The organism is Wenyingzhuangia aestuarii (assembly GCF_011927765.1).
GTDB classification, from domain to species: domain Bacteria; phylum Bacteroidota; class Bacteroidia; order Flavobacteriales; family Flavobacteriaceae; genus Wenyingzhuangia; species Wenyingzhuangia aestuarii.
The window spans coordinates 255,445-277,140 of sequence record NZ_JAATJG010000003.1; the positions used below are offsets into that span (position 1 = coordinate 255,445).

The window sequence follows — 21,696 nt, forward strand, 5'->3', positions numbered from 1 at the left end:
TTTAAGGTTTTTCTAGTTTCTCTAAATAAGTCAAATCATATATTTAAAATTTAGTTAATGCTTAATTGTAATTTTATTTCCTACTATGGTATAATTAAAAGGATAATTTGCTTTAAAAGAATTTAAAACTTCTTGAATGGTTTCTACCGTAAAAGAGGCTGTAAACACTTGTTCTGCTAATTCTTTATTTTTATTATCAATAACAATATTATAGTGTCTCTCTAGTTTTTTAACAATGTTTTTAAACTTAACAGCTTCAAAAACAACTTCTCCTTTTATCCATCTTGTATAAATAGAAGTGTCTACTTTTTTAAATTTAATTTGTTTGCTTTTTTTATTCCAAACCGCTTTATTTCCTGGAGTTAACAATGCAACATTTTGCTTGTTATAAGTTTTATTATGATCGTATAAAGCTACAGATCCCTCTACTAATACCGTTTTTATAGAACCATCTTCTGGATAAGAGGAAACATTAAATTGAGTACCTAATACTCTAACATTTAAATTGTTTGCATTTACCACAAAAGGATGTGTTTTGTCTTTTGTTACATTAAAATAAGCCTCCCCTGTTAAGAATACTTGTCTCTTTTTTCCTTTGATAAATTTGACAGGATATTTTAAAGTAGTTCCAGAATTTAAATGCACCTTGGTTCCATCTGATAAAATTAGTTCAAACGTTTTTCCATAGGGAACCAACAACTCATTATAAACCAATTCCTGAATATTACTTAAAGATGCATGGTTACTATAATTTAGTTTGGCTCCCTTTTGAGTTCCTACTACTTTTCCTTTTTTATCAATAATTTTACTCTCACCACTCGCATTTATTATTTGAATGTTTCCGTTGGCAAGTTTTAAAGTAATTTCTTCTGAGGTTGTATTTGATGCAAATTCTAAAGTTGTTGAAGAATTTTTAGCCATATAAAAATAAGAGAGTCCAATACCTATCATAAACACAGCAGCAACTCCTCCTACCCATTTTAAATAGCGAAGTTTAGATACTGGATATATTTGTTTTTGAATTTTTTCCCAATCTTTTTTCTTTTGATTATCTATCTCTTTTAAAAGATGATTTCGTTGGTTTTGAGCTTCAACATCTTTTAATCTATGAATAATTTGTTGGGTATCGTTTTTATCAAACAAAGAATTTATTTTCTCTGATTTGATCTCTTTATTTTTAAAGATAGACTTTGCTAAATCTTTAGCAAGTATAAATAAGTTCTCTAATCTGTTCATGTCTAATTTTTAAATAACAACGGGTTATTTAATTACAAAACGACACAAAAACAATAGAGGGTGTAAAAAAAATAACTTTTTTTTACATTATTATCAGTAAAACAATAAAATAAATAAAGATTATTTAATCTTTTAATTTAACAACACTAAAAGTAAAGCTGCATAAGAACCTCTTAATAAAGGACGTAACTTTTTATAGGCAATCTTTTTTTGACTCTTAACTGTATTAATAGAGATGTTTAATTCTTCGGCAATTTCATCGTTCTGACGACCTTTCATGCTAAGCTCTACCACCTCTCTACATTTATTAGGTAATGTTTTTAAAGCATTATCTACCAGTCTAGAAACTTCTTCTATTAAAACCTCTTTTTCAAAATAAGTTTCCGATTGTAAAAGTCTAAGATCTACATTAGTAGCTTTGGTCTTAACCTTATACTCTTTGCTTTTTAAATAATCTAAACTTTTATTACGAACACTGGTATATAAATAAGCCTTAATAGCATCTTCTGGCTCTGTAAGAATTTTGTGATTCCAAAGTTTGATAAAAACTTCTTGAACAATGTCTTTTGACTTTTCAAGATTATCTACATATTTATTTGAAAAAACACATAAGGAACCATATAATGAATTGTAAAGTTCATCATATATGTTTTTTGTAGAAACCAATTTATTTGATACTAACTTTTTCAATCTTATATATAAAATTAATCCTCCAAATTTTAAATTAACAACGTAACTCAAAAATAGAGAGAATCAAATATACCTAAAATGTAATTTTTAACAGCTAAACATACCGTATAGCTTTGGCTCTAAAAATCCTAATATGTATCACAAATGGTTAATAAATAACATAAGTATACTATTGTTAAAATAGATTATAAATTTTGAAATCCTTAAAACAGTGTACTTTTTAAACCCTTTCTAGGTTTCTTTTATGTAAAATTAACTTTACTGTATTTAATCCATAATAAGCAAACACTCCAATTCCTACTGCAAAAATTAAATCCCAAAACACCGTTAATGTTAATACTAACAACATAACAAGAACTTCAGACCAGGGCTGTTTGTGTATTGTTTTTAAACTTTTAACATCCATAACTCCAATACCTACAGTTATTAAAATTCCAGCTAAAACAGCATTGGGTATTGCTGAGGCTAAAGGACCCAAAACCATTAATATAATCAATAATAAAAGTCCTGCCACCATACCTGATAATTTGGTTTTACCACCCGCATCAATATTTACAACCGTACGAATAGTTGCTCCTGCTCCGGGAATACCTCCAAAAACAGAAGCTATAGAATTCCCTATTCCCTGACCTATTAACTCTTTATTACTATTGTGTTTTGTATGAGTCATATTATCTGCAACTACAGATGTTAATAAAGAGTCTATAGTTCCTAACAATGCTAAAGAAACAGCTGTTAATAAATAAGGACTAAATTCACTTACAGAAAAACTAGTAAACATTTTTACATTTGGTTTTGGAAAACCATGTGGAATATCTCCAATAATTCCATAAGAACCTTTATCTAAAACTAGCATAGCACCTATACTAATAAGCAACAAAGCAACCAATGTACTTGGAATTGTTTTGGTAATTTTTTTAAACCCATAAATAATTGCTATGGTTAACAATGCTAACAAAAACTCTATAAAATTTATGTGAGCAATTGCATTGGGCATTGCTTTTATAGATGCCAAAACTCCTGATGCTTTATGACCAAATAAATTTGGTAACTGAGTGATTAGAATTATAAAACCAATTCCGCTCATAAACCCAGATACAACAGATGATGGAATGTATTTAATTAAAGATCCTAAACGAATAATTCCGAAAAGAATTTGAAACAAACCTGCCACAAAAAACACCCATAAAATATAAGGCAAAGCTTCGGTTACATTTCCTTGATGCTCACTAACTATTTTTGCAACAGCAAGTAAACTAACCGCTGTCATTGGAGCTGTTGGTCCACTAATTTGAGTAGCAGTACCTCCTAATAGTGCGGCAAAAAAACCTATAAATATAGCTCCGTACAATCCTGCAGAAGCACCTAAACCAGACTGAACTCCAAATGCTAATGCCAAAGGCAGTGCTACAATTCCTGCTGTAATTCCTCCTAATAAATCTCCTTTTATATTTGTAAACATTGTTTTGAAAGTTTGAATATTTAAAAATACGCAATCATCAAAATTAGTTCTAAACAAACTATAAAGTCTTCCGAAAACGATATTCTCGGAAAATAGAAGACAATGATTTTTATCACATAAAAACCCCTTTTTGATTGCTCAAAAAGGGGTTTTTAAAATATTTAATATAGCTAATACTTAGATATTTGCTTTAAAGAATTCACGGTTCATACGAGCAATGTTATCTAAAGAAATTCCTTTAGGACATTCAACCTCACAAGCACCTGTATTTGTACAGTTACCAAAACCTTCAGCATCCATTTGTGCTACCATGTTACGCACTCTGTCTGCAGCCTCTACTTGTCCTTGAGGTAACAAAGCGTATTGAGATACTTTTGCTCCCACAAATAACATTGCAGATGAGTTTTTACACGTAGCTACACAAGCTCCACATCCAATACAAGTTGCAGCATCCATTGCCTCATCAGCAGCATGCTTAGAAATTGGTAATGAGTTAGCATCTTGTGTGTTACCAGAAGTATTTACAGAAATAAATCCTCCTTGGTGTTGAATTCTATCAAAAGCAGTACGATCTACTACTAAATCCTTAATTACTGGAAAAGCTTTTGCACGGAAAGGCTCTATGTAAATAGTATCTCCGTCTTTAAACTTACGCATGTGTAACTGACAAGTTGTAATACCTCTATCAGGACCATGAGCTTCGCCATTAATATATAAAGAACACATACCACAAATTCCTTCACGACAATCGTGATCAAATGCGATAGGTTCTCCACCTTCGTTAATTATCTGTTCGTTTAATACATCTAACATTTCTAAGAAAGACATATCTGGAGACACATCACTTAAGCTGTAGTCTACCATTTTACCTTGATCATTGGCTCCGTTTTGTCGCCAGATTTTAAGTTTTAAATTCATATCCATGGTCTTTCTTATTTATATGATCTTGTTTTTAACTCAATATCGTTAAACTCTAATTGTTCTTTATGTAATATTGCATCAGCAGGTTCTCCTGTGTATTCCCAAGCAGAAACAAATGCAAAGTTTACATCATCACGTTTTGCTTCTCCTTTTTGAGGACCTTCAGTTTCAGCAGACTCTTCACGGAAGTGACCTCCACAAGATTCTTCTCTTACCAAAGCATCTTTTGCAAACAATTCTCCTAATTCTAAGAAATCTGCTACACGTCCAGCTTTTGCTAATTCTTCGTTATAAGTATCTGCAGATCCTGGAACTTTTACATCTTTCCAGAATTCTTCACGCAATGCTTTAATTTCAGCCATAGCTTCTGTTAAACCTTGTGCGTTACGAGCCATACCTACTTTGTTCCACATAATTTTTCCTAAACGTTTGTGGAAATGATCCACAGATTTAGTTCCATTATTATTCACAAAGAAATTAATTTGTTCTTTTACTGATTTTTCTGCTTCTTCAAACTCAGGTAAATCTGTTGGAATTTTTCCTGTTCTAATATCATCAGATAAATAATCACCAATAGTATATGGTAATACAAAATATCCATCTGCTAAACCTTGCATTAAAGCAGAAGCTCCTAAACGGTTGGCACCGTGATCAGAGAAGTTTGCTTCTCCAATACAGTAACATCCAGGAATTGTTGTCATTAAGTTGTAATCAACCCAAGTACCACCCATTGTGTAGTGAACTGCAGGATAAATCATCATAGGAGTTTCGTATGGATTCTCATCTACAATTTTATCGTACATTTGGAATAAGTTTCCGTATTTAGCTTTTACAACCTCTTTTCCTAATTTGTCTATTTTTTCAGCAGAAGGATTGTGATCTCCATGAATTAAAGCTTGCTCTCTTCCGTAACGCTTAATTGCATCGGCAAAATCTAAATAAACAGCTTCTCCTGTAGCATTTACTCCAAAACCAGCATCACAACGTTCTTTAGCTGCACGAGAGGCAACATCACGAGGTACTAAGTTTCCAAATGCAGGATATCTTCTTTCTAAGTAGTAATCTCTTTCGTCTTCTGATAAATCGGTAGGTTTTTTCTTACCTTCTCTAATTGCTTGCGCATCTTCTAATTTAGCAGGAACCCAAATACGTCCATCGTTACGTAAAGATTCAGACATTAACGTTAATTTAGACTGATGATCTCCAGAAACTGGAATACATGTTGGGTGAATTTGTGTGTAACAAGGGTTTGCAAAATATGCTCCTTTTTTATGGATTTTCCATGATGCAGAAACGTTAGAACCCATTGCATTTGTAGATAAAAAGAATACGTTTCCGTAACCTCCAGATGCAATTACTACTGCGTGTGCAGAGTGTCTTTCAACCTCTCCTGTAACTAAGTTACGAGTAATAATTCCTCTAGCTTTTCCATCTACTAAAACAACATCCATCATTTCGTGACGGTTGTACATTTGGATTTTTCCACGACCAATTTGACGGTTCATTGCAGAATAAGCTCCTAATAACAATTGTTGTCCTGTTTGTCCTTTTGCGTAAAAAGTTCTAGATACTAAAACTCCTCCAAAAGAACGGTTGTCTAACAATCCACCATAATCACGAGCAAAAGGTACACCTTGAGCTACACATTGGTCAATAATATTAGCAGAAACCTCAGCCAAACGATATACGTTTGCTTCACGAGCACGGTAATCTCCTCCTTTTACAGTATCGTAAAACAATCTGTAAGTAGAATCTCCATCTCCTTGGTAGTTCTTTGCAGCGTTAATACCTCCTTGAGCAGCAATAGAGTGCGCTCTACGAGGTGAATCTTGATAAGCAAATGCTTTAACGTTGTATCCTAATTCAGCCAAAGTTGCAGCAGCAGAACCTCCTGCTAAACCAGTTCCTACAACAATAACATCTATGTTACGTTTGTTTGCAGGGTTTACTAAATCGATATGATTTTTATAATTCGTCCATTTATCAGCGATAGGACCTTGTGGTACTTTTGAATCTAATGCCATAGTTAAAATGTCTTAGTGTTGATTGAAATGGTGAAACAAAGCAATAATGATAAATCCTACAGGAATACCAATTGCATATATTTTAGATACAGTCTCTAATTTTGCAGCACGCTTAGCACTCATTCCGCTAGATTGGAATGCAGATTTAAATCCGTGTAATAAGTGTAATGCTAAAAAAGCAAACGCAGCTACATAAGCACCTGTTCTTACTGGAGAATGAAACTTGTGAACTAATTCACCGTAATATCTACTAGGATCTTCTGGTAAGTTAGCAATGTATTTGTGGTTGATTTCTGGAAACCAAAAATCGATAAAGTGCAATACAATAAAAGCTAAAATTGCCAAACCAGAATAAATCATGTTTCTACTTACCCAAGTTGAGTTAGCAGCACCATTATTTTTTACGTATTTAACACTTGCTTGTTTGTTACGAAGTTCTAAAACGAATCCCATGACAAAGTGAAAAACAACACCAAAAATTAATACAGGTTGCAAAGCAAATTGTACTGCTGGATTTGTTCCCATAAAATGAGACAACTCATTAAACGCATCAGCACTAAAAATAGATGTTAAATTTATTACAAAGTGTTGCAATAAAAAAAACATTAAAAAGAAAGCAGAAGCAGCCATAGCTACTTTCCTTCCAATCGAAGAAGATAAAACTCCACTCATTATGTTATAGATTAATTTTGTTAATAAACGATAACAAATTTAAACCATTTGAATGATTAATACATGATATTGGTCATTTTGAATCTTAATTTAGATAGATTAAAAGCAAAAATTTAAAGAATTATCAAATCTCCATTTTTAATTAAAAATTTTAACACCCAATTAGAGCCATTTCTACGTATTTAATAAAAATAAGAAGCTAGATTTTCTAAAAACCTAAATAGAGTAGTCTTTATTTTAACTTTTCTTAGTTTCTAATTAAAATCTTAAAAATAAAATTCAACCAACTATTTTACAATTAGTTAGCGCTAACATTCGTTTATTTTTTTTGTGAAAAGTAAAAATTAGATGAAATTTTAACAAATCGTGTTTATTTTAAGCCTAGCATTATTTTACACCCCACATTTTTAGCATATTTGCAATCTTAAATTTTAAACAACTCGAAATTAAAACAATATAAATATGAAAGTAGCAGTAGTAGGAGCTACCGGAATGGTAGGAACGGTAATGTTAAAAGTATTAGCAGAAAGAAATTTTCCTGTAACAGAGTTAATTCCTGTTGCATCGGCACGTTCTGCAGGTAAACAATTAGAATATAAAGGTAAAAACTACACCGTAGTAACTTTAGAAGATGCTGTTAAAATGAATGCAGATGTTGCTTTATTTTCTGCAGGTGGAGATACTTCTTTAGAATGGGCTCCAAAATTTGCTGCTGCTGGAACTACAGTTGTAGATAACTCATCAGCATGGAGAATGGATCCTACTAAAAAATTAGTAGTGCCAGAAATTAACGGTGATGTGTTAACTGCTGAAGATAAAATTATTGCCAACCCAAACTGTTCTACCATACAGTTAGTAATGGCTTTAGCTCCTTTACACAAAAAATATAAAATGAAACGTTTAATTATTTCTACTTACCAATCTGTTTCTGGAACAGGAGTAGCAGCAGTTAGACAATTAGAAAACGAACAAAACGGAATTACTGACGGAGAAATGGCTTACAACTATCCTATTAACCGTAACGCAATTCCTCATTGTGATGTTTTTATGGAAAACGGATACACTAAAGAAGAAATGAAGTTAGTTAAAGAGCCTAAGAAAATTTTAGGTGATGATTCTTTTGCTGTTACAGCAACAGCTGTTCGTATTCCTACAGCTGGAGGTCACTCTGAAGCTGTAAACGTAGAGTTTGCTAACGATTTTGACTTGGCTGAAGTTCGTGCTATTTTAGAAGCAACTCCTGGAGTTATTGTTCAAGACGATTTAGACAACAATATTTATCCAATGCCAGCTTTGGCTCACGATAAAGATGAAGTTTTTGTAGGACGTATTCGTAGAGATGAATCTTTACCAAACACGTTAAACATGTGGATTGTTGCTGACAACTTACGTAAAGGTGCAGCTACAAACACAGTACAAATTGCTGAGTATTTATTAGCTCAAGGTTTGTTACCTGCTTAAACATTAAAAATATTTGATCAAAAGATCAAAATCTTATTTTTTAAAGGCTGAACGGTGTATAATCACTGTTCAGCCTTTCTTATTTAACACCACAAAATAGACCTAGACAAATACTAGATTAGCTTATCTATTTTGTATTTAAATCAAAAATAGCCTTAAAAAAACCACGCGTAACCTTAAATACATATTTTAAAAACTTACTTGTATATCTGTTTATCAGCTATCTAAACTTTAAAATATACAAATCATGAAAAAAACTACTATTTTCTTTTTTACAAGTCTATGCTTATTATTTACATCAATACATTTATATAGTCAAAGTAATGTAAAATATGGTTCTGATTATATAGTCTTTGAAGCTGAAGATACAGATACTCCTTTGGGTTCTAACTGGACCGTAAGACAACCTGGAGATCCCTTATATTTAAAATACCTTCTTAATACAGGCTCTTCTCCAGCTCCAATTAACAACACTTATCTAGATTATACCGGACCCTGGCTAGGAGAAGGAACAGAACTTGAATACAAATTTACTTGTCCTAAAACTGGAAAATACCAAATAGCCATGAGAATGCATTCTCCTTTAAGAGAATCTAACAACCCTAACAAAGGAATAATAAAAACAGTTAACGGAGAGGAAGTATGGTGGGAAAAAGCAGACCTGCGTAATGATTTTTTCATAAAGATGTCTGGTAATTTCACTAGTGGTTCTACCAAACACACAGAAACTGATCTAAGAAGTTTCCATAAGTTTTTTGGTAGAGGTGCAAACAAATGGGGAACCTGTATCAATTTAGAACACAATGGAAACAACGGTGCTTTTTACAACTTAACTGAAGGAGAAGAATATACTTTTTATTTAAAAGGGAGATCAGCAACCACAGGAGTTGATTATATTACGCTATATGACACTTCTTACTTAGCTCACAACATAGACAACCAAGGTCCAGATTTAGCACTGCAACTTCCTACAGAAATAAGACCTTATGAAACACCTACTGCTATTTCGTTAAGTAGCAATCCTACAGAAATTAGAACAGGTACTTCTATCCAATTTAAAACAAGTGTAACACCAACTAACGGAAACCCTAAAACAACATGGACTACATCTAATGATCAAATACTAAGCGTTGATGAAAATGGGTTGATAACCGCACAAGGTGCTATTGGACAAAAAGCTACTATTACAGCAACTAGTACAATTAACAATGCATTAACAACATCATTAGAAGTTATCATTATTGATTTTTCTGCAATTCCTGTAACAGCTGTTTCAGTTTCTCCAACAGAAAAAGTAATAGTACAAGGAAGCTCAAATCAATTAACCGCAACAGTTTTACCTATTGATGCCGATAACAAAACCGTTACATGGTCTAGTAGTAATGAAACTATAGCCACAGTAGATCAAAATGGAAACGTAACAGGTGTTACCGAAGGGGTTGTAATGATAAGAGCAACATCAAATGATACAAATACCATTTTTGCTGAAGCTGAAATAGAAATAAGAGCCTTTTTTGCGCAGTCTATTAGTTTTGATGATGATTCAAAATATAAAAATGAAACTTTTTACAATACAGGAAACATGGAAGTAACCTTAAACTATCATGCAGGATCTTTAAAAACCATAAAAAGTCTTAAATTATATTTAAGAGAATTAAATAGTTCTTGGGAAGTCCAAAATGATGTTTTAATAGATCTTACCGAAACTATTGGTGAAACTTCGGGGACTATTACTACTAACATTCCTCTAGACAACTTAACTCCAACGGAAGACTTGCCAAGTGGAAACTTTTATTTTCTTTTTGCATTAAATGAAAACTCTGAAAGTGTAAAAGTTAATAAAGCACTTAATCCGATTCTTATTTTAAACAAAAATTTATTATCCTTTGAAAATGTACCTAAAGAATACAAAACAATTTCTGTTTATCAAGATTCTAATTTAGACGGACAATTAAACATTGATGCACTTATATCTGGTAATTATCATCTAAAGATTTATTCTGTTTTAGGAAAGGAAATTTATCAATCTTCTTTTATTGCAAATTCAAACAACAACTCTACAAGTATAAACAGCCTTAACCAAGGAGTTTATATCTTATTCATGGAAACAAAAGGAATTCTACTCAAAACTAAGTTTATCATTACTCACTAAGTTTAAAACACAAAACACCCTCGAAATGTATGTAACATTTTGAGGGTGTTTTTTTTATTTTAGAAATATAAGAAACCTATTTCATCATCTCTTTTATAGATTTTACCAATTCTATAGAAGCATCTATTTCTGCTTTACGAATAGCTACAGATTCTATATTAAAACCTATAGGCATGTTTTTTTCTTTGGCAAAACCAATCAAATCATTGGCAATGTATTTACAAATACCTATAGAAGCATTTAAAATATCTGGAGATACTTTTAACTCATTCTCTAACCAACGTTGAATATCAATTCCTAACCATTTGGTAAACTCTAATGTTTTTAGAGAACCAATAGGGGTTAATGTAAAAATAACTGGCATTGGTTTAATTCCTTTTTCTTGTGTATAAAAGTAATAATCAGACAGCATATCTTTTGCGTTATCTAAATTATAAACACACTGAGAAATAAAAAAAGTACATCCATTAGCTATTTTATTAGTCAATCTAATATGTTCGTCTCCTTTTACAAAATGCCGTTCTGGAATAGTAACTCCTCCCATTTTTATAGTAGAATCCGACTCTTTTTTAATTCTGTAAGCATCTTGCAAAGACAAGTTTACATGCTGATCTTTTGATGGTGCCCCAACAAACACTGTTAAGTCAATAGAATTTTCGTTTTCTTTTAACCAAGTTTTTAAAGACTCTTTGGTAAGTTTACCTACACTTTTGTAAATAATTTTAGGAATTTCTAAATCCGTTAAATGTGTGTTTGCATAATCATCTGGAGCCCAAGTAGACATAAATGGAAAGGGTCTAGGATTGTTATTTCTAGAAGTTTCGTCTTGTATATCATATAAAATCAACCCATCAATATCTAAACCTTGTAAACGATCTTTTTGACGTTGTGCAATTCCAGCTATTTTTTCGGTATCGGTAGATTTTTTGGGAGGTGTTAATCCATAAAAAAGATAACCTCCTTCTCTATTCTCTATTCTGTTTTTTAAATCTTGTGATTTCATAAAATTAATTTTGGCAGTCTTTTGTTAAGACTAAAAACATTAAACCCTTACACTCCAAATTGCTGAAAGTGATGATCTAAGTGTTTTTGAAATAAATTACTCCATTCTTTGGCTGTTAATCTACCAAAAGAAGCCGTTAACCTTCCTTCAAAATAAGCCTCTCCTTTTTCAAAAGCCCATTGCATGTTTTGTAAAAGTCTAGATTTTTCTTCTTCAAAAACTTTACTATCGGCAACTAAAAAATAAGGAGCTGTTTTGGCATTTTTAGGATAAGGTTTACTATCTACAATAGTTTTCTTTAAAAATGTTTTTACAAAAAAATGCATAAACGGATGTAGTTCTAACCGTACTCTTCCTCTAGAAGTATCGTAGGTTAAATTTAAATGGGCAAGCATTTGAGCCGCATCCATTTTTCCCCATAAAGGCTGAGAATCCGTAGTTAACTTGTCTAATCTTTTTTTATTCTCGGCTAATGTGGCAACGTTAAAAATACTTGGATAAGACATATCTAGGTTTTTTTGAGGTTGTAAATATAATCTTTATGACAACATCATTACAGCTTTTTGCAAAGCACTTACTAAAACGTCTATTTCTTGTTTGGTGTTGTAAAATGCAAAAGAAGCTCTAATAGTTCCTGGAATTTCAAAACGAGTCATAATAGGTTGTGTACAATGGTGACCTGTTCTTACCGCTATTCCTAATTTATCTACAATAGTACCTACATCAAAAGGGTGTAAATCTGCAATATTAAAAGAAATTACACTGGCTTTATTTTTAGCAGTACCGTATATTTTTAAACCTGGTATTTTTGTTAACTGTTCGGTTCCATATTGTAAAAGCTCGTGTTCATAAGCTTCTATATTTTCTAAACCAATTTCGTTTATGTAATCTACAGCAGTTCCAAAAGCAATTACATCAGCAATATTTGGTGTTCCTGCTTCAAACTTATGCGGTAACTCTGCGTACGTAGTTTTTTCAAACGTACAATCTTTAATCATTTCTCCTCCTCCATGGTAAGGTGGTAATTCATTTAAAATAGCTTCTTTACCATACAAAAATCCAATTCCTGTAGGTCCACACATTTTATGTGCAGAACAAGTAAAAAAATCACAGTTTAAAGCTTGTAAATCTACTTTTAAATGCGGACAAGATTGTGCACCATCTATCAATACCCAAGCCCCTACTTTGTGTGCTTTTTCTATGATTTCTTCCACAGGATTTACTGTTCCTAACGCGTTAGAAATATGATTTACAGCTACAATTTTTGTGTTTTCCGTTAATAACTCATCATACACATCCATTAACAACTCTCCTTCGTTATTCATAGGAATTACCCTTAAGGTAGCTCCTGTTCTTTCGCACAACATTTGCCAAGGAACAATGTTTGAGTGATGTTCTAAGGCAGAAATAATAATTTCATCGGTACTTTTAACTATAGATGTTAAAGTAGTTGCTATTAAATTAATTCCCTCTGTAGTTCCACGCGTAAAAATAATTTCGTGCTCGTGAGCAGGATTAAAATGTGCTTTTAATTTACGTCTGGTAGCTTCAAATTCATCAGTAGCTAGCTGACTTAATGTATGCACACCTCTGTGTACATTAGAATTTATAGTTGTGTAATAATTTGTAATAGCATCTATAACTACTTGTGGTTTTTGACTGGTAGCTCCATTGTCAAAATACACTAATGGTTTTCCGTTTACTTGTTGCTTAAGAATTGGAAAATCTGCTCTTACTTTATCAATATGTATCATAGATATAAATCTTTGTAACAAAGGTACTTTTTTAAGTCTTAAATCTAAAAACCTCAACCAACTCTTTTAAGTCTGTAATGGTTAAAAATTAGTAACTTGTTTAAAAAGTTTTTTAAAATGAAAATTCTAAAAATGATTGGTATTAGCCTCTTTATAATTGTACTTATAGTTTTGGGTTTTAATTACCCTAAGCTTAAATTAATATCTGGTTTTACGGCAAAAAACATGGCTAGTAGTTATTTTTTAGCCAAAAGAAGTGTTGATTATACGAATAAAACAGATAATCACGGTCCTTTAACCAAAGTAGCTACTACTGTTGTTAATGAGACTTCTAAAACAGCTATTGCCACTGTTTTTGGAATGTCTTCTAAAAAAGCAGTTTATAGAGAGGGAGTTGGAGCTGTTTTAGTAGCTAAAGAAAGTGATCTTACTAGTAATTACTTAAAACCCAACCGAGATTTCACTCCTATAAACAAACCCTATCCTTATGGAAATTTAGCTCCAGAAAAACATACTTTTCAAAATATTGATTATAAAACCTTAGATAGTCTAACAGGAAATTGTTTTATAGAAAATCATCCTGATGGCATAAAACAAACCCGATCTATTTTAGTGCTTTACAAAGGAAAAATTATATCTGAAAAATATGCTAAGGGCTTTGATGAGCATTCTCTTTTACAAGGATGGTCCATTACTAAAAGTTTAGTAACAACTTGTTTTGGAGTATTAGAAAAAGACCAAAAATTTAACATTCATAATCCTATTACAGATTTTTCTGAATGGTTGCAAGATGACAGAAAAAACATTACAACCAGCCATTTATTACGAATGGAAAGTGGGTTAGAATGGGAAGAAAATTACAGCAAAATTTGCGATGTAACCAAAATGCTTTTTGAGGATACCGATGTAACTAAAAGACCTTTAAGCATGTCTTTAAAACATAATTTAGAGACTGAATTTAACTACTCTTCTGGAACTAGTAATATTTTATCAGCTTTGCTAAAAAAACAATTTAAAACTGCACAAGAATACATAGACTATCCTTACCAAAAATTAATAGATAAAATTGGAATGCACTCTATGGTTTTAGAAACCGATTTGGCCAACAACTATGTTGCATCATCATATAGTTGGGCAACTACTAGAGATTGGGCTAAATTTGGACAATTAATGCTAAACAACGGTACCTGGAATAACGAACAAATTTTAAGTCCTAATTGGATACAATACATTAGCACCCCTAACAAAACCTCTAAAGGAGAATATGGAGGTCAATGGTGGTTAAACCATGGAAACTATATGCCCAATGTTCCTACAGATTGTTTTTATGCCGATGGTTACCAAGGACAACGAATTTTTGTAATTCCTTCTAAAGATTTAGTTGTTGTACGTTTTGGAGTTACTCAGCTAGGAAGAGTTGGTTTTTATCCTTTATTTGATCGATTAATTGGTGATATTTGCAATACAATTGAATAAATGAAACAACCAAAACAAAATACCGTAGTATCTGATTGTTTGTTAGAAATAGGATCTCTTTTAATGGGTTCTGGTGCCAGTACCAACAGAATTAAAGTGACCATAGAAAGAATTGCCGAAACCTTGGGCTATGAAACCGAAATATTGGTAACTCATAAAACAGTTCTACTACTTTTAAAAAACAAAAAAACAGGTAAAGTTTTTAATCGATTTAAAAAAACAGCTCCACACGGTGCCAACTTTAAATTGGTATCGGGTATTAGTAAAATGAGTTGGAAAGTTGTAGAAGAGCAATGGACTACAGACCAAGTAAATCAGGAAATTATGCGCTTGCAAAAAGCAACAAGATATCCTTTTTTACTTACATTATTTATGGTAGGCTTAGCTGATGCTGCTTTTTGCAGATTGTTTGGAGGTGCTTATGTAGACATGACAATTGCCTTTACAGCAACCTGTATTGCTTTTTATTTTAGACATCTTTTGTTAAAAAAACAGTTTAACTTTTATCTCTGCACAACCATTGTGTCTTTTACATCTTGTTTAATTGCCGGGTTAGCCGTTTATTTAAATATTGGTGTACAACCCAATTTGGCTTTTGCTACCTGTGTATTATTTTTAATTCCAGGAATACCATTAATTAACTCTTTTACCGATTTAATTGATGGAAATGTAACCAACGGTTTAGTAAGGGGAATTAATGCAATGTTGATTGCTTTTTCTATTGCCCTAGGAATGTTAGGAAGTATGTATATATATAATTTTTAAGATGATTCATCAACTAGAAATGGCCTTATGGCTAGCCGTAGCAGCCCTTGGGTTTGCCGTTTTATTTAACGTACCTAAAAGAACGCTAATAGCCATTGCTTTGCTTAGCTCTTTAGGAGGCTCGTGCAAATTAATTTTAATGAATTTTGATTTTCACATTGTAATTGCCACCTTTTTTGGAGCCTTACTTATTGGCGTATTAAGTATTCCTATTGCGCACAACAAACATGCTACTCCTCTTGTATTTTCTATACCTGCCGTAATTCCAATGATTCCCGGTGCTTTTGCTTACAAAAGTATGCTTGGTTTTATACAGCTTACTGGAAACATTAATCAAACAGCTTATGATTTAGCTTTAAACCAAACAATTAGTAACGGAATTAAGGCTGCATTTATATTATTAGCTCTTACAGCCGGAGTTTCATTTCCTATGCTAATTAGTAGAAAAGAATCTGTTAAAACAATGAAGCTTAGTTAAGTACTTTATTTTTTAACCAACAATACTTGTTCTTTTTCTAACAATAAATAACCTTCATCGTAACAATAAAAATATTGATTTCCTGTTTTTGTAGTGTAAATAGAAGTAAAAAGATTAAAATAAAAACCTTTTTCATCTAACACTTTTTTAGACACTTTAGTTTTACCTGTGATATTTAACTCACAAAGTATTTTGTAATTCTTTTTAAGTGCGTTGTTAATATTACGAACCAAACTCTTGTTTCCTACTTCTAATTTGTTGTTAAAAGCATTTCTACAATGGTCGTTGCAAAACTTTTTGTCAGATCGTCCTACAACCTTTTCTCCGCACTCTAAACATTTTTTTTCTTCCATAACAAATTGATTGTTTGTCAAATATACAAAACCGATTGTAAACGACTACAACCGTTTACATACGAAAACAAATATTTAGCTACCGAGTACAACTTTAATGACTTCTCACATTTGCACTGTTGAACAATAACAAATAATTATAAATCATTAAAAAAATACGTTATGAGTAATTTAAGAAACAGAGTACAGTTAATTGGACATTTAGGAGCAGCACCAATTATGAAAGAATTTGGAAAAGACAAAAAAGTTGCTAGTTTTTCTTTAGCTACCAAAGAAACATTCTACAGTAAAGAAGGTGAGCGCAAAGAAGATACACAATGGCACAATTTGGTGTGTTGGAACAAAACAGCAGAAATTGCCAATCAGTATTTAGACAAAGGAAGTCACATTGCAATTGAGGGTAGAATAACCACCGAAGAATGGGAAGACAAAAATGGTACAAAACGTTACACGACTAAAATTGTAGTAAGCGAATTGATGATGTTAGGTGGAAAGTAAAATAATTAAATACAAATGATGATGAAAATTGATAGAACCTTAGAGATATTAGAGGCATTAGCCTCAGGGTGCAACCCTCATACAGGGGAATTAATAGAAGATGATCATATTTTAAACCATAGAGAAGTAATAAGAGCCTTAGAGAGAACAATTTCTGAATTAGAAAAAAATAAAACCGTACCGCTTATAAATATCGATAAAACTGAAATTGAAAAAACAATATTATTATTTAAAAGTGTTAACTACAATCCGACATATAATAGATTGTCGTATTTCTTTACAAAACATAAACAATTTCACATTCCTGTATTAAATAATGATGAATTATATGGTAAGTATGCTGGCTATTATCATTTACACGATTTAAAAAATTATTTTAAACGCTATTTAATAGAAAATGGGTTTACTTCCTATGGACAAATAAAAAAGAAGACAAATCCTTGGGATACTATCACCTTTTTTAATCAGAAAAAATTTAATACGTTATCATCTAATTCAGTTGAAGAACTCAAAAAGAAAATAAATGAAATTGGAATTCAGAAGACAGAAAATTTATCAGAATATATTATCCAATCAAGAATTAAACATTTTAGAGCCTATGAAAAATGGACTGAAAAAGAAAAGAAAATACTACAAAGAGCCTTAAAACATACAAATGACCTTGAATTATTATCTAAATGTTTTCAAAGAGGAAAAGGATCCATTGAATCCTGTGCTAAAAAGTTAATTTATGAACAACAATAAAAAATCTTATTCTTCTCAAATTAAAAAAGGGATTGTTTACTTAGTATACAATCCCTTTTTTAAATATGTTTTAAAAATTACACCAAGTCAAACCCAATGTCTTTTCTGTAATTCATTTTATCAAAAGAAATTTTATCAATAGTTCTGTATGATTTTTCTAAAGCAGAAGGAATATCATCTCCAAAAGAAGTAACCGCTAATACACGACCACCGTTTGATACAATTTTTCCGTCTTTTAAAGCGGTACCTGCATGATAAACAATAGATTCTTGTTCGTTTTCTGTACCTGTAATTACATCTCCTTTACCATAAGCTTCTGGATACCCTCCTGCAACTACAACTACTGTAGTAGCAGTTCTAGGATCTACCTCGTAAGATTTAGAAGCAATAGTTTGTGTAGCAACACCTTCAAATAAATCTAACAAATCAGAAGTAATACGTGGCAATACAGCTTCTGTTTCAGGATCTCCCATACGTACGTTGTATTCAATTACAAATGGCTCTCCATCAATATTCATTAATCCAATAAAAATGAATCCACGGTAATCTATACCATCTTTTTGTAAACCTTCTACAGTTGGTTTTACTACTCTTTCTTCAACTTTTGCTAAGAAAGCCTCATCAGCAAAAGGTACTGGAGAAATGGCTCCCATACCTCCGGTGTTTAAACCTTTATCTCCCTCTCCAATTCTTTTGTAATCTTTGGCAGAAGGTAATACTTTATAATCTTTACCATCTGTTAAAACAAAAACAGACAATTCTATTCCGTCTAAAAACTCTTCAATTACTACTTTAGAAGAAGCTGCACCAAATTTTTCGTTGGTTAACATATCTGCTAATTCTTCTTTAGCTTCTTGTAAGTTGTCTATAATTAAAACTCCTTTTCCTGCTGCCAATCCATCTGCTTTTAATACAAATGGGGGCTTTAAAGTTTCTAAAAAAGCTTGTCCTTCTGCTACGGTTTCTTTTGTAAAAGCTTCATATTTAGCTGTAGGAACTCCATGTTTAAACATAAATTTTTTAGAGAATTCTTTAGACCCTTCTAATTCAGCTCCATCTTTTTTAGGTCCAATTACTGGAATATCTTTTAAATCATTATCTGCTAAAAAGAAATCGTGAACACCTGCTACCAAAGGAGCCTCTGGTCCAACAACTACCATACTGATGTTGTTTTCTAAAACTGCTTTTTTTACAGCAATAAAATCTGTAGGATCAATAGCAATGTTATTTGCAATACTAGCGGTACCAGCGTTTCCTGGTGCTATAAATAACTTTGATAATTTTTTACTTTCTGCTAATTTTTTTGCAAATGCGTGTTCTCTACCTCCAGAACCTAAAATAAGAATATTCATCTTTTATTTACCTTTTCCTTTAATTACTACCAATACGGTTAGTAATATTATTTTAATATCAGTCCACAAAGATAAGTTATCTAAATAAACTAAATCATAACGAGCCCTAATTTTCATTTGAGCAAATGTATCGGCATATCCAAAACGTATTTGACCTAAGGATGTTATCCCTGGTTTTAAACATTGTAAATCTGCATATGTTGGAATTTCTTTAATAATGTTGTCTAAAAACTCTTGTCTTTCTGGCCTTGGCCCAACAATACTCATATCTCCTTTTAATACGTTTACAAATTGAGGAAATTCATCTATTCTATATTTGCGTAGTATTTTTCCTAGTTTGGTAATTCTATGTGTTTCTTCATCAGACAGTAAAGGATCATTTACAGGAGGAAAACCTTTCATGGTTCTAAACTTATAAATATGAAATAATCGTCCTTTCTTCCCTACTCTTTTTTGAAAAAAGAACGGTCTTTCTCCAGTTGTTATAAAAATTAAAAAGGCAACTAATGGAGCCAACCAACTTAATACAGTGATTAGTACTACAAAAGAAAACAGAATATCAAATATTCGTTTTAGCATGAAATTAGTTAACTATTAAAAATTTGTTCAATAATGGCTTCGGTAATTGCGTATGTTGGAACAACTCCTTTCATACCTAAACCTCCTGATGCTAATGTACTACCTGAATGTAACGGATTATCAGAAGCATAATAAGCATATCTTACTTTTACATTTTTAGAAATGTGATTTCTTACTTTGGAAGCTATTTGAATGGCTTTTTGGTAATGTGCACCTTCCATTTCTAAACCTACAGAATTCCAACTAGTACTTTTAAAATAATTTAGGATAAACTTGTTTTGCAAGGATGTACCTAACACTGTAATCATATTTCCTGTAAAAGTCCTCAAATTTAATTTTTTGAATTGATTTTCATCCAATTCATTGATAAAAAAATAATTATCTGCCGTTCCTTCTGAAATATGAGCAGATGGAATCATGATATCTCCTTTATTTCCATACAAAATTCCAGCCTTTCCCATAATAGAAATTGAGTGTACATCTAACTTTATAGCTTCTTCTGTTTCATGATTATAAGGTTTTAACAACTCATCCATAGTTTCATATGCTTGTTCTCCAAAAGCATAATCCATCACCACAATTACTGGAGCTGTTTCTTTTTTTTGTTGGGTAAGATAACTAGTATCAATTATTTGAACATCTATATTGGCTCCAGACGTATCATCTACCTCTGTTAAACCTCTTTTTATAGCGTATTCTATAACTTGTTTTCTTTCTTTAGTAGCCGTTGCGTTACTTAGTGTTTTATAAAGCGTAAAGTTATCTTCGCTTTCATAATTTAAAGCTTGTTTTGCATACAAGACATTTAAAACAGAATGCATGTTAGAACTAATAATATGTATAGGTCTATTAAGCATTCCTTTGTTAAACAATACTTTTTTAATGCTTTTTGCCCAAATGGTTCCGTAAACGTGTTTTCCCACCTGATCTATTAAAGCATCACTAAAACGAATTAATCTATATTGATTATTTACTCTTTCTTTAGCTGCTAAATTTCCTAACCAATAAATAATATGAAACAAACGGTCTGGATAACTGTTGGTTGCTAGTTGATTATATACTGTTTTAACCTCTTCAAACCCTCTACCTAGTAAATTAGATAAATATACAAACAGCACCTCTCTATCTTCCTTAACAATTTCTTCACCAGTTAATACCAAAGCTTCTAATTTTTCCCATTCGTGAGAAACTTCTGATTTATACCCTACAAACATTCTGTTTAACAATTTGTGAGATTCTAAATACATAAAAGTTAAATGTGTTAACACATCATAAATATCAGAACGACCACGAGTAATTTCAATATTCATTTGCTCTTTGTCTATTCTGTAACAGTTACGTCTTCTTTTGGGTGGAACTATTTTATGAAAGTGAGCTTCATCTAAGCCCTCGGTAGCGGTAAGATTTATAAAACGACAGGTTTCTATGCCTTTAGGTAATCTATCTAAAACATATAGCAAACCTTGCAGTTCAAACTTTTTAGGATCTGCAATAGATCCATAAATTTCTGGTTGTAATTCTAAAAGGGCATTTCTTAAAGATTGCCCAGACAAACCCATAGGTTTATAATGTCCTCTATTAAACAAATGCAACATGGTTATGTACATTGTTTCAATAGCTCTTTTAGATTTTTGTGCTTGTAATTTTTCTTGTCTATCCATATACACTATGGAAGGTAACAATTCTATTTAAGAATCTGAAGCAGGATGTAAAGATTTAAACTTTAAGAACAGTTTTTTTAACTTAGACTCTACTTTATTGTAGTCTGGCATTTTAGGTTGCATGTAAATAAACATAATATTGTAGACTTGAGAATGGTCTTCAAAAAATTCGTGTTGATGCAATCTATAAGCTTCTCTTAACAATCTTTTGATTCTATTTCTATCAACAGCGTGTTTAAAGTTTCTTTTAGGTACAGAAAAAGCAACTTTGGTGATTTGTTCTTGCTCTTTGGGAACAGGTAAAAAAATCATTTTTATAGGAAATTCTTTTACAGATTGTCCTTCTATAAACAATTGACCTATTGCTTTTCTACTTTTTAATTTTTTATCTCTACCTAACGTGAATTTCATACGC

At 31.7% G+C, this 21,696-nt stretch carries 20 protein-coding genes and 1 pseudogene; 7 read left to right on the forward strand and 14 right to left on the reverse strand.

All coding sequences use genetic code 11. The features are described from left to right. Positions 1–54 precede the first annotated feature (54 nt). The 6 genes and pseudogenes from GGR97_RS04575 to GGR97_RS04600 all read right to left on the reverse strand — a co-directional run bounded on the left by GGR97_RS04575 (position 55) and on the right by GGR97_RS04600 (position 7,005). Complete coding sequence (locus tag GGR97_RS04575) at positions 55–1,236, reverse strand: FecR family protein (protein ID WP_167897335.1); 1,182 nt, start codon at positions 1,234–1,236, stop codon at positions 55–57. A 132-nt stretch (positions 1,237–1,368) separates the two neighbouring features. Beyond that, a complete protein-coding gene (locus GGR97_RS04580; RefSeq protein WP_245229450.1) occupies positions 1,369–1,926 on the reverse strand; it encodes an RNA polymerase sigma-70 factor in 558 nt (185 codons plus the stop codon). Positions 1,927–2,212: 286 nt separating this feature from the next. Continuing rightward, positions 2,213–3,388: pseudogene (locus tag GGR97_RS04585) on the reverse strand (SulP family inorganic anion transporter); the annotation flags it as partial. Between the two features lie 177 nt (positions 3,389–3,565). Beyond that, on the reverse strand, positions 3,566–4,306 hold the full coding sequence (locus GGR97_RS04590) for a succinate dehydrogenase/fumarate reductase iron-sulfur subunit (RefSeq protein ID WP_167897337.1): 741 nt from the start codon (positions 4,304–4,306) through the stop codon (positions 3,566–3,568). Between the two features lie 14 nt (positions 4,307–4,320). Next, positions 4,321–6,333 carry a fumarate reductase/succinate dehydrogenase flavoprotein subunit gene (locus GGR97_RS04595; RefSeq protein ID WP_167897338.1) on the reverse strand — a complete coding sequence of 671 codons (2,013 nt, stop codon included), beginning with the start codon at positions 6,331–6,333 and terminating at the stop codon, positions 4,321–4,323. A gap of 12 nt (positions 6,334–6,345) precedes the next feature. After that, positions 6,346–7,005, reverse strand: coding sequence for a succinate dehydrogenase cytochrome b subunit (locus GGR97_RS04600; protein ID WP_167897339.1), 660 nt, complete (start codon positions 7,003–7,005; stop codon positions 6,346–6,348). Positions 7,006–7,467: 462 nt separating this feature from the next. On the opposite strand from GGR97_RS04600, the gene GGR97_RS04605 reads away from it, so the two are divergent. Both GGR97_RS04605 and GGR97_RS04610 read left to right on the forward strand, forming a co-directional pair. Next, positions 7,468–8,466 carry an aspartate-semialdehyde dehydrogenase gene (locus GGR97_RS04605; RefSeq protein ID WP_167897340.1) on the forward strand — a complete coding sequence of 333 codons (999 nt, stop codon included), beginning with the start codon at positions 7,468–7,470 and terminating at the stop codon, positions 8,464–8,466. A 247-nt stretch (positions 8,467–8,713) separates the two neighbouring features. Then, entirely contained in the window at positions 8,714–10,618 is a 1,905-nt protein-coding gene (locus GGR97_RS04610; protein WP_167897341.1) for an Ig-like domain-containing protein, read from the forward strand. A 76-nt stretch (positions 10,619–10,694) separates the two neighbouring features. Here the strand turns inward: GGR97_RS04610 and GGR97_RS04615 are convergent, their stop codons facing one another. Genes GGR97_RS04615 through GGR97_RS04625 form a run of 3 tightly spaced genes read right to left on the reverse strand, consistent with a single transcriptional unit; the run spans position 10,695 to position 13,375 of the window. Further along, positions 10,695–11,621 (reverse strand): methylenetetrahydrofolate reductase, encoded by a 927-nt coding sequence (locus tag GGR97_RS04615; protein WP_167897342.1) that lies wholly within the window; start codon positions 11,619–11,621, stop codon positions 10,695–10,697. Positions 11,622–11,668: 47 nt separating this feature from the next. Next, positions 11,669–12,127, reverse strand: a complete 459-nt coding sequence (locus GGR97_RS04620; protein ID WP_167897343.1) for a DUF1569 domain-containing protein — start codon at positions 12,125–12,127, stop codon at positions 11,669–11,671. A gap of 33 nt (positions 12,128–12,160) precedes the next feature. Then, the gene (locus tag GGR97_RS04625) at positions 12,161–13,375 is read right to left on the reverse strand and encodes an aminotransferase class V-fold PLP-dependent enzyme (RefSeq protein ID WP_167897344.1); all 1,215 of its coding nucleotides are present in this window, start codon (positions 13,373–13,375) and stop codon (positions 12,161–12,163) included. 117 nt (positions 13,376–13,492) lie between these two features. Between GGR97_RS04625 and GGR97_RS04630 the strand changes: the two genes are divergently transcribed. Genes GGR97_RS04630 through GGR97_RS04640 form a run of 3 tightly spaced genes read left to right on the forward strand, consistent with a single transcriptional unit; the run spans position 13,493 to position 16,094 of the window. Beyond that, positions 13,493–14,851, forward strand: a complete 1,359-nt coding sequence (locus tag GGR97_RS04630) for a serine hydrolase domain-containing protein (protein ID WP_167897345.1) — start codon at positions 13,493–13,495, stop codon at positions 14,849–14,851. Further along, complete coding sequence (locus GGR97_RS04635) at positions 14,852–15,616, forward strand: threonine/serine exporter family protein (protein WP_167897346.1); 765 nt, start codon at positions 14,852–14,854, stop codon at positions 15,614–15,616. Between the two features lies 1 nt (position 15,617). Further along, positions 15,618–16,094, forward strand: a complete 477-nt coding sequence (locus GGR97_RS04640) for a threonine/serine exporter family protein (protein ID WP_167897347.1) — start codon at positions 15,618–15,620, stop codon at positions 16,092–16,094. A 5-nt stretch (positions 16,095–16,099) separates the two neighbouring features. Here GGR97_RS04640 and GGR97_RS04645 read toward each other — a convergent pair whose 3' ends face one another. After that, on the reverse strand, positions 16,100–16,447 hold the full coding sequence (locus GGR97_RS04645; protein ID WP_167897348.1) for a hypothetical protein: 348 nt from the start codon (positions 16,445–16,447) through the stop codon (positions 16,100–16,102). A gap of 162 nt (positions 16,448–16,609) precedes the next feature. On the opposite strand from GGR97_RS04645, the gene GGR97_RS04650 reads away from it, so the two are divergent. Next, entirely contained in the window at positions 16,610–16,945 is a 336-nt protein-coding gene (locus GGR97_RS04650; RefSeq protein ID WP_167897349.1) for a single-stranded DNA-binding protein, read from the forward strand. A 21-nt stretch (positions 16,946–16,966) separates the two neighbouring features. Beyond that, entirely contained in the window at positions 16,967–17,689 is a 723-nt protein-coding gene (locus GGR97_RS04655) for a hypothetical protein (protein WP_167897350.1), read from the forward strand. A gap of 77 nt (positions 17,690–17,766) precedes the next feature. Here the strand turns inward: GGR97_RS04655 and purD are convergent, their stop codons facing one another. The 4 genes from purD to rnpA are packed head-to-tail and all read right to left on the reverse strand — an operon-like array spanning position 17,767 to position 21,692. Further along, entirely contained in the window at positions 17,767–19,041 is a 1,275-nt protein-coding gene (purD, locus tag GGR97_RS04660) for a phosphoribosylamine--glycine ligase (protein WP_167897351.1), read from the reverse strand. Between the two features lie 3 nt (positions 19,042–19,044). Then, positions 19,045–19,620: a sugar transferase gene (locus GGR97_RS04665; protein WP_167897352.1), complete on the reverse strand. Its 576-nt coding sequence runs from the start codon at positions 19,618–19,620 to the stop codon at positions 19,045–19,047. Positions 19,621–19,628: 8 nt separating this feature from the next. Continuing rightward, entirely contained in the window at positions 19,629–21,281 is a 1,653-nt protein-coding gene (locus GGR97_RS04670; RefSeq protein WP_167897353.1) for a DUF6909 family protein, read from the reverse strand. A gap of 27 nt (positions 21,282–21,308) precedes the next feature. Beyond that, positions 21,309–21,692, reverse strand: coding sequence for a ribonuclease P protein component (rnpA, locus tag GGR97_RS04675; protein WP_167897354.1), 384 nt, complete (start codon positions 21,690–21,692; stop codon positions 21,309–21,311). Positions 21,693–21,696: the final 4 nt, after the last annotated feature.

Excerpts from the sequence above, each read along its gene's own strand:
- GGR97_RS04575 (WP_167897335.1), bottom strand. The coding sequence starts at position 1,236 with ATGAACAGATTAGAGAACTTATTTATACTTGCTAAAGATTTAGCAAAG.
- GGR97_RS04590 (WP_167897337.1), bottom strand. The coding sequence starts at position 4,306 with ATGAATTTAAAACTTAAAATCTGGCGACAAAACGGAGCCAATGATCAA.
- GGR97_RS04595 (WP_167897338.1), bottom strand. The coding sequence starts at position 6,333 with ATGGCATTAGATTCAAAAGTACCACAAGGTCCTATCGCTGATAAATGG.
- GGR97_RS04600 (WP_167897339.1), bottom strand. The coding sequence starts at position 7,005 with ATGAGTGGAGTTTTATCTTCTTCGATTGGAAGGAAAGTAGCTATGGCT.
- GGR97_RS04605 (WP_167897340.1), top strand. The coding sequence starts at position 7,468 with ATGAAAGTAGCAGTAGTAGGAGCTACCGGAATGGTAGGAACGGTAATG.
- GGR97_RS04610 (WP_167897341.1), top strand. The coding sequence starts at position 8,714 with ATGAAAAAAACTACTATTTTCTTTTTTACAAGTCTATGCTTATTATTT.
- GGR97_RS04615 (WP_167897342.1), bottom strand. The coding sequence starts at position 11,621 with ATGAAATCACAAGATTTAAAAAACAGAATAGAGAATAGAGAAGGAGGT.
- GGR97_RS04620 (WP_167897343.1), bottom strand. The coding sequence starts at position 12,127 with ATGTCTTATCCAAGTATTTTTAACGTTGCCACATTAGCCGAGAATAAA.
- GGR97_RS04625 (WP_167897344.1), bottom strand. The coding sequence starts at position 13,375 with ATGATACATATTGATAAAGTAAGAGCAGATTTTCCAATTCTTAAGCAA.
- GGR97_RS04630 (WP_167897345.1), top strand. The coding sequence starts at position 13,493 with ATGAAAATTCTAAAAATGATTGGTATTAGCCTCTTTATAATTGTACTT.
- GGR97_RS04635 (WP_167897346.1), top strand. The coding sequence starts at position 14,852 with ATGAAACAACCAAAACAAAATACCGTAGTATCTGATTGTTTGTTAGAA.
- GGR97_RS04640 (WP_167897347.1), top strand. The coding sequence starts at position 15,618 with ATGATTCATCAACTAGAAATGGCCTTATGGCTAGCCGTAGCAGCCCTT.
- GGR97_RS04645 (WP_167897348.1), bottom strand. The coding sequence starts at position 16,447 with ATGGAAGAAAAAAAATGTTTAGAGTGCGGAGAAAAGGTTGTAGGACGA.
- GGR97_RS04650 (WP_167897349.1), top strand. The coding sequence starts at position 16,610 with ATGAGTAATTTAAGAAACAGAGTACAGTTAATTGGACATTTAGGAGCA.
- GGR97_RS04655 (WP_167897350.1), top strand. The coding sequence starts at position 16,967 with ATGAAAATTGATAGAACCTTAGAGATATTAGAGGCATTAGCCTCAGGG.
- purD (WP_167897351.1), bottom strand. The coding sequence starts at position 19,041 with ATGAATATTCTTATTTTAGGTTCTGGAGGTAGAGAACACGCATTTGCA.
- GGR97_RS04665 (WP_167897352.1), bottom strand. The coding sequence starts at position 19,620 with ATGCTAAAACGAATATTTGATATTCTGTTTTCTTTTGTAGTACTAATC.
- GGR97_RS04670 (WP_167897353.1), bottom strand. The coding sequence starts at position 21,281 with ATGGATAGACAAGAAAAATTACAAGCACAAAAATCTAAAAGAGCTATT.
- rnpA (WP_167897354.1), bottom strand. The coding sequence starts at position 21,692 with ATGAAATTCACGTTAGGTAGAGATAAAAAATTAAAAAGTAGAAAAGCA.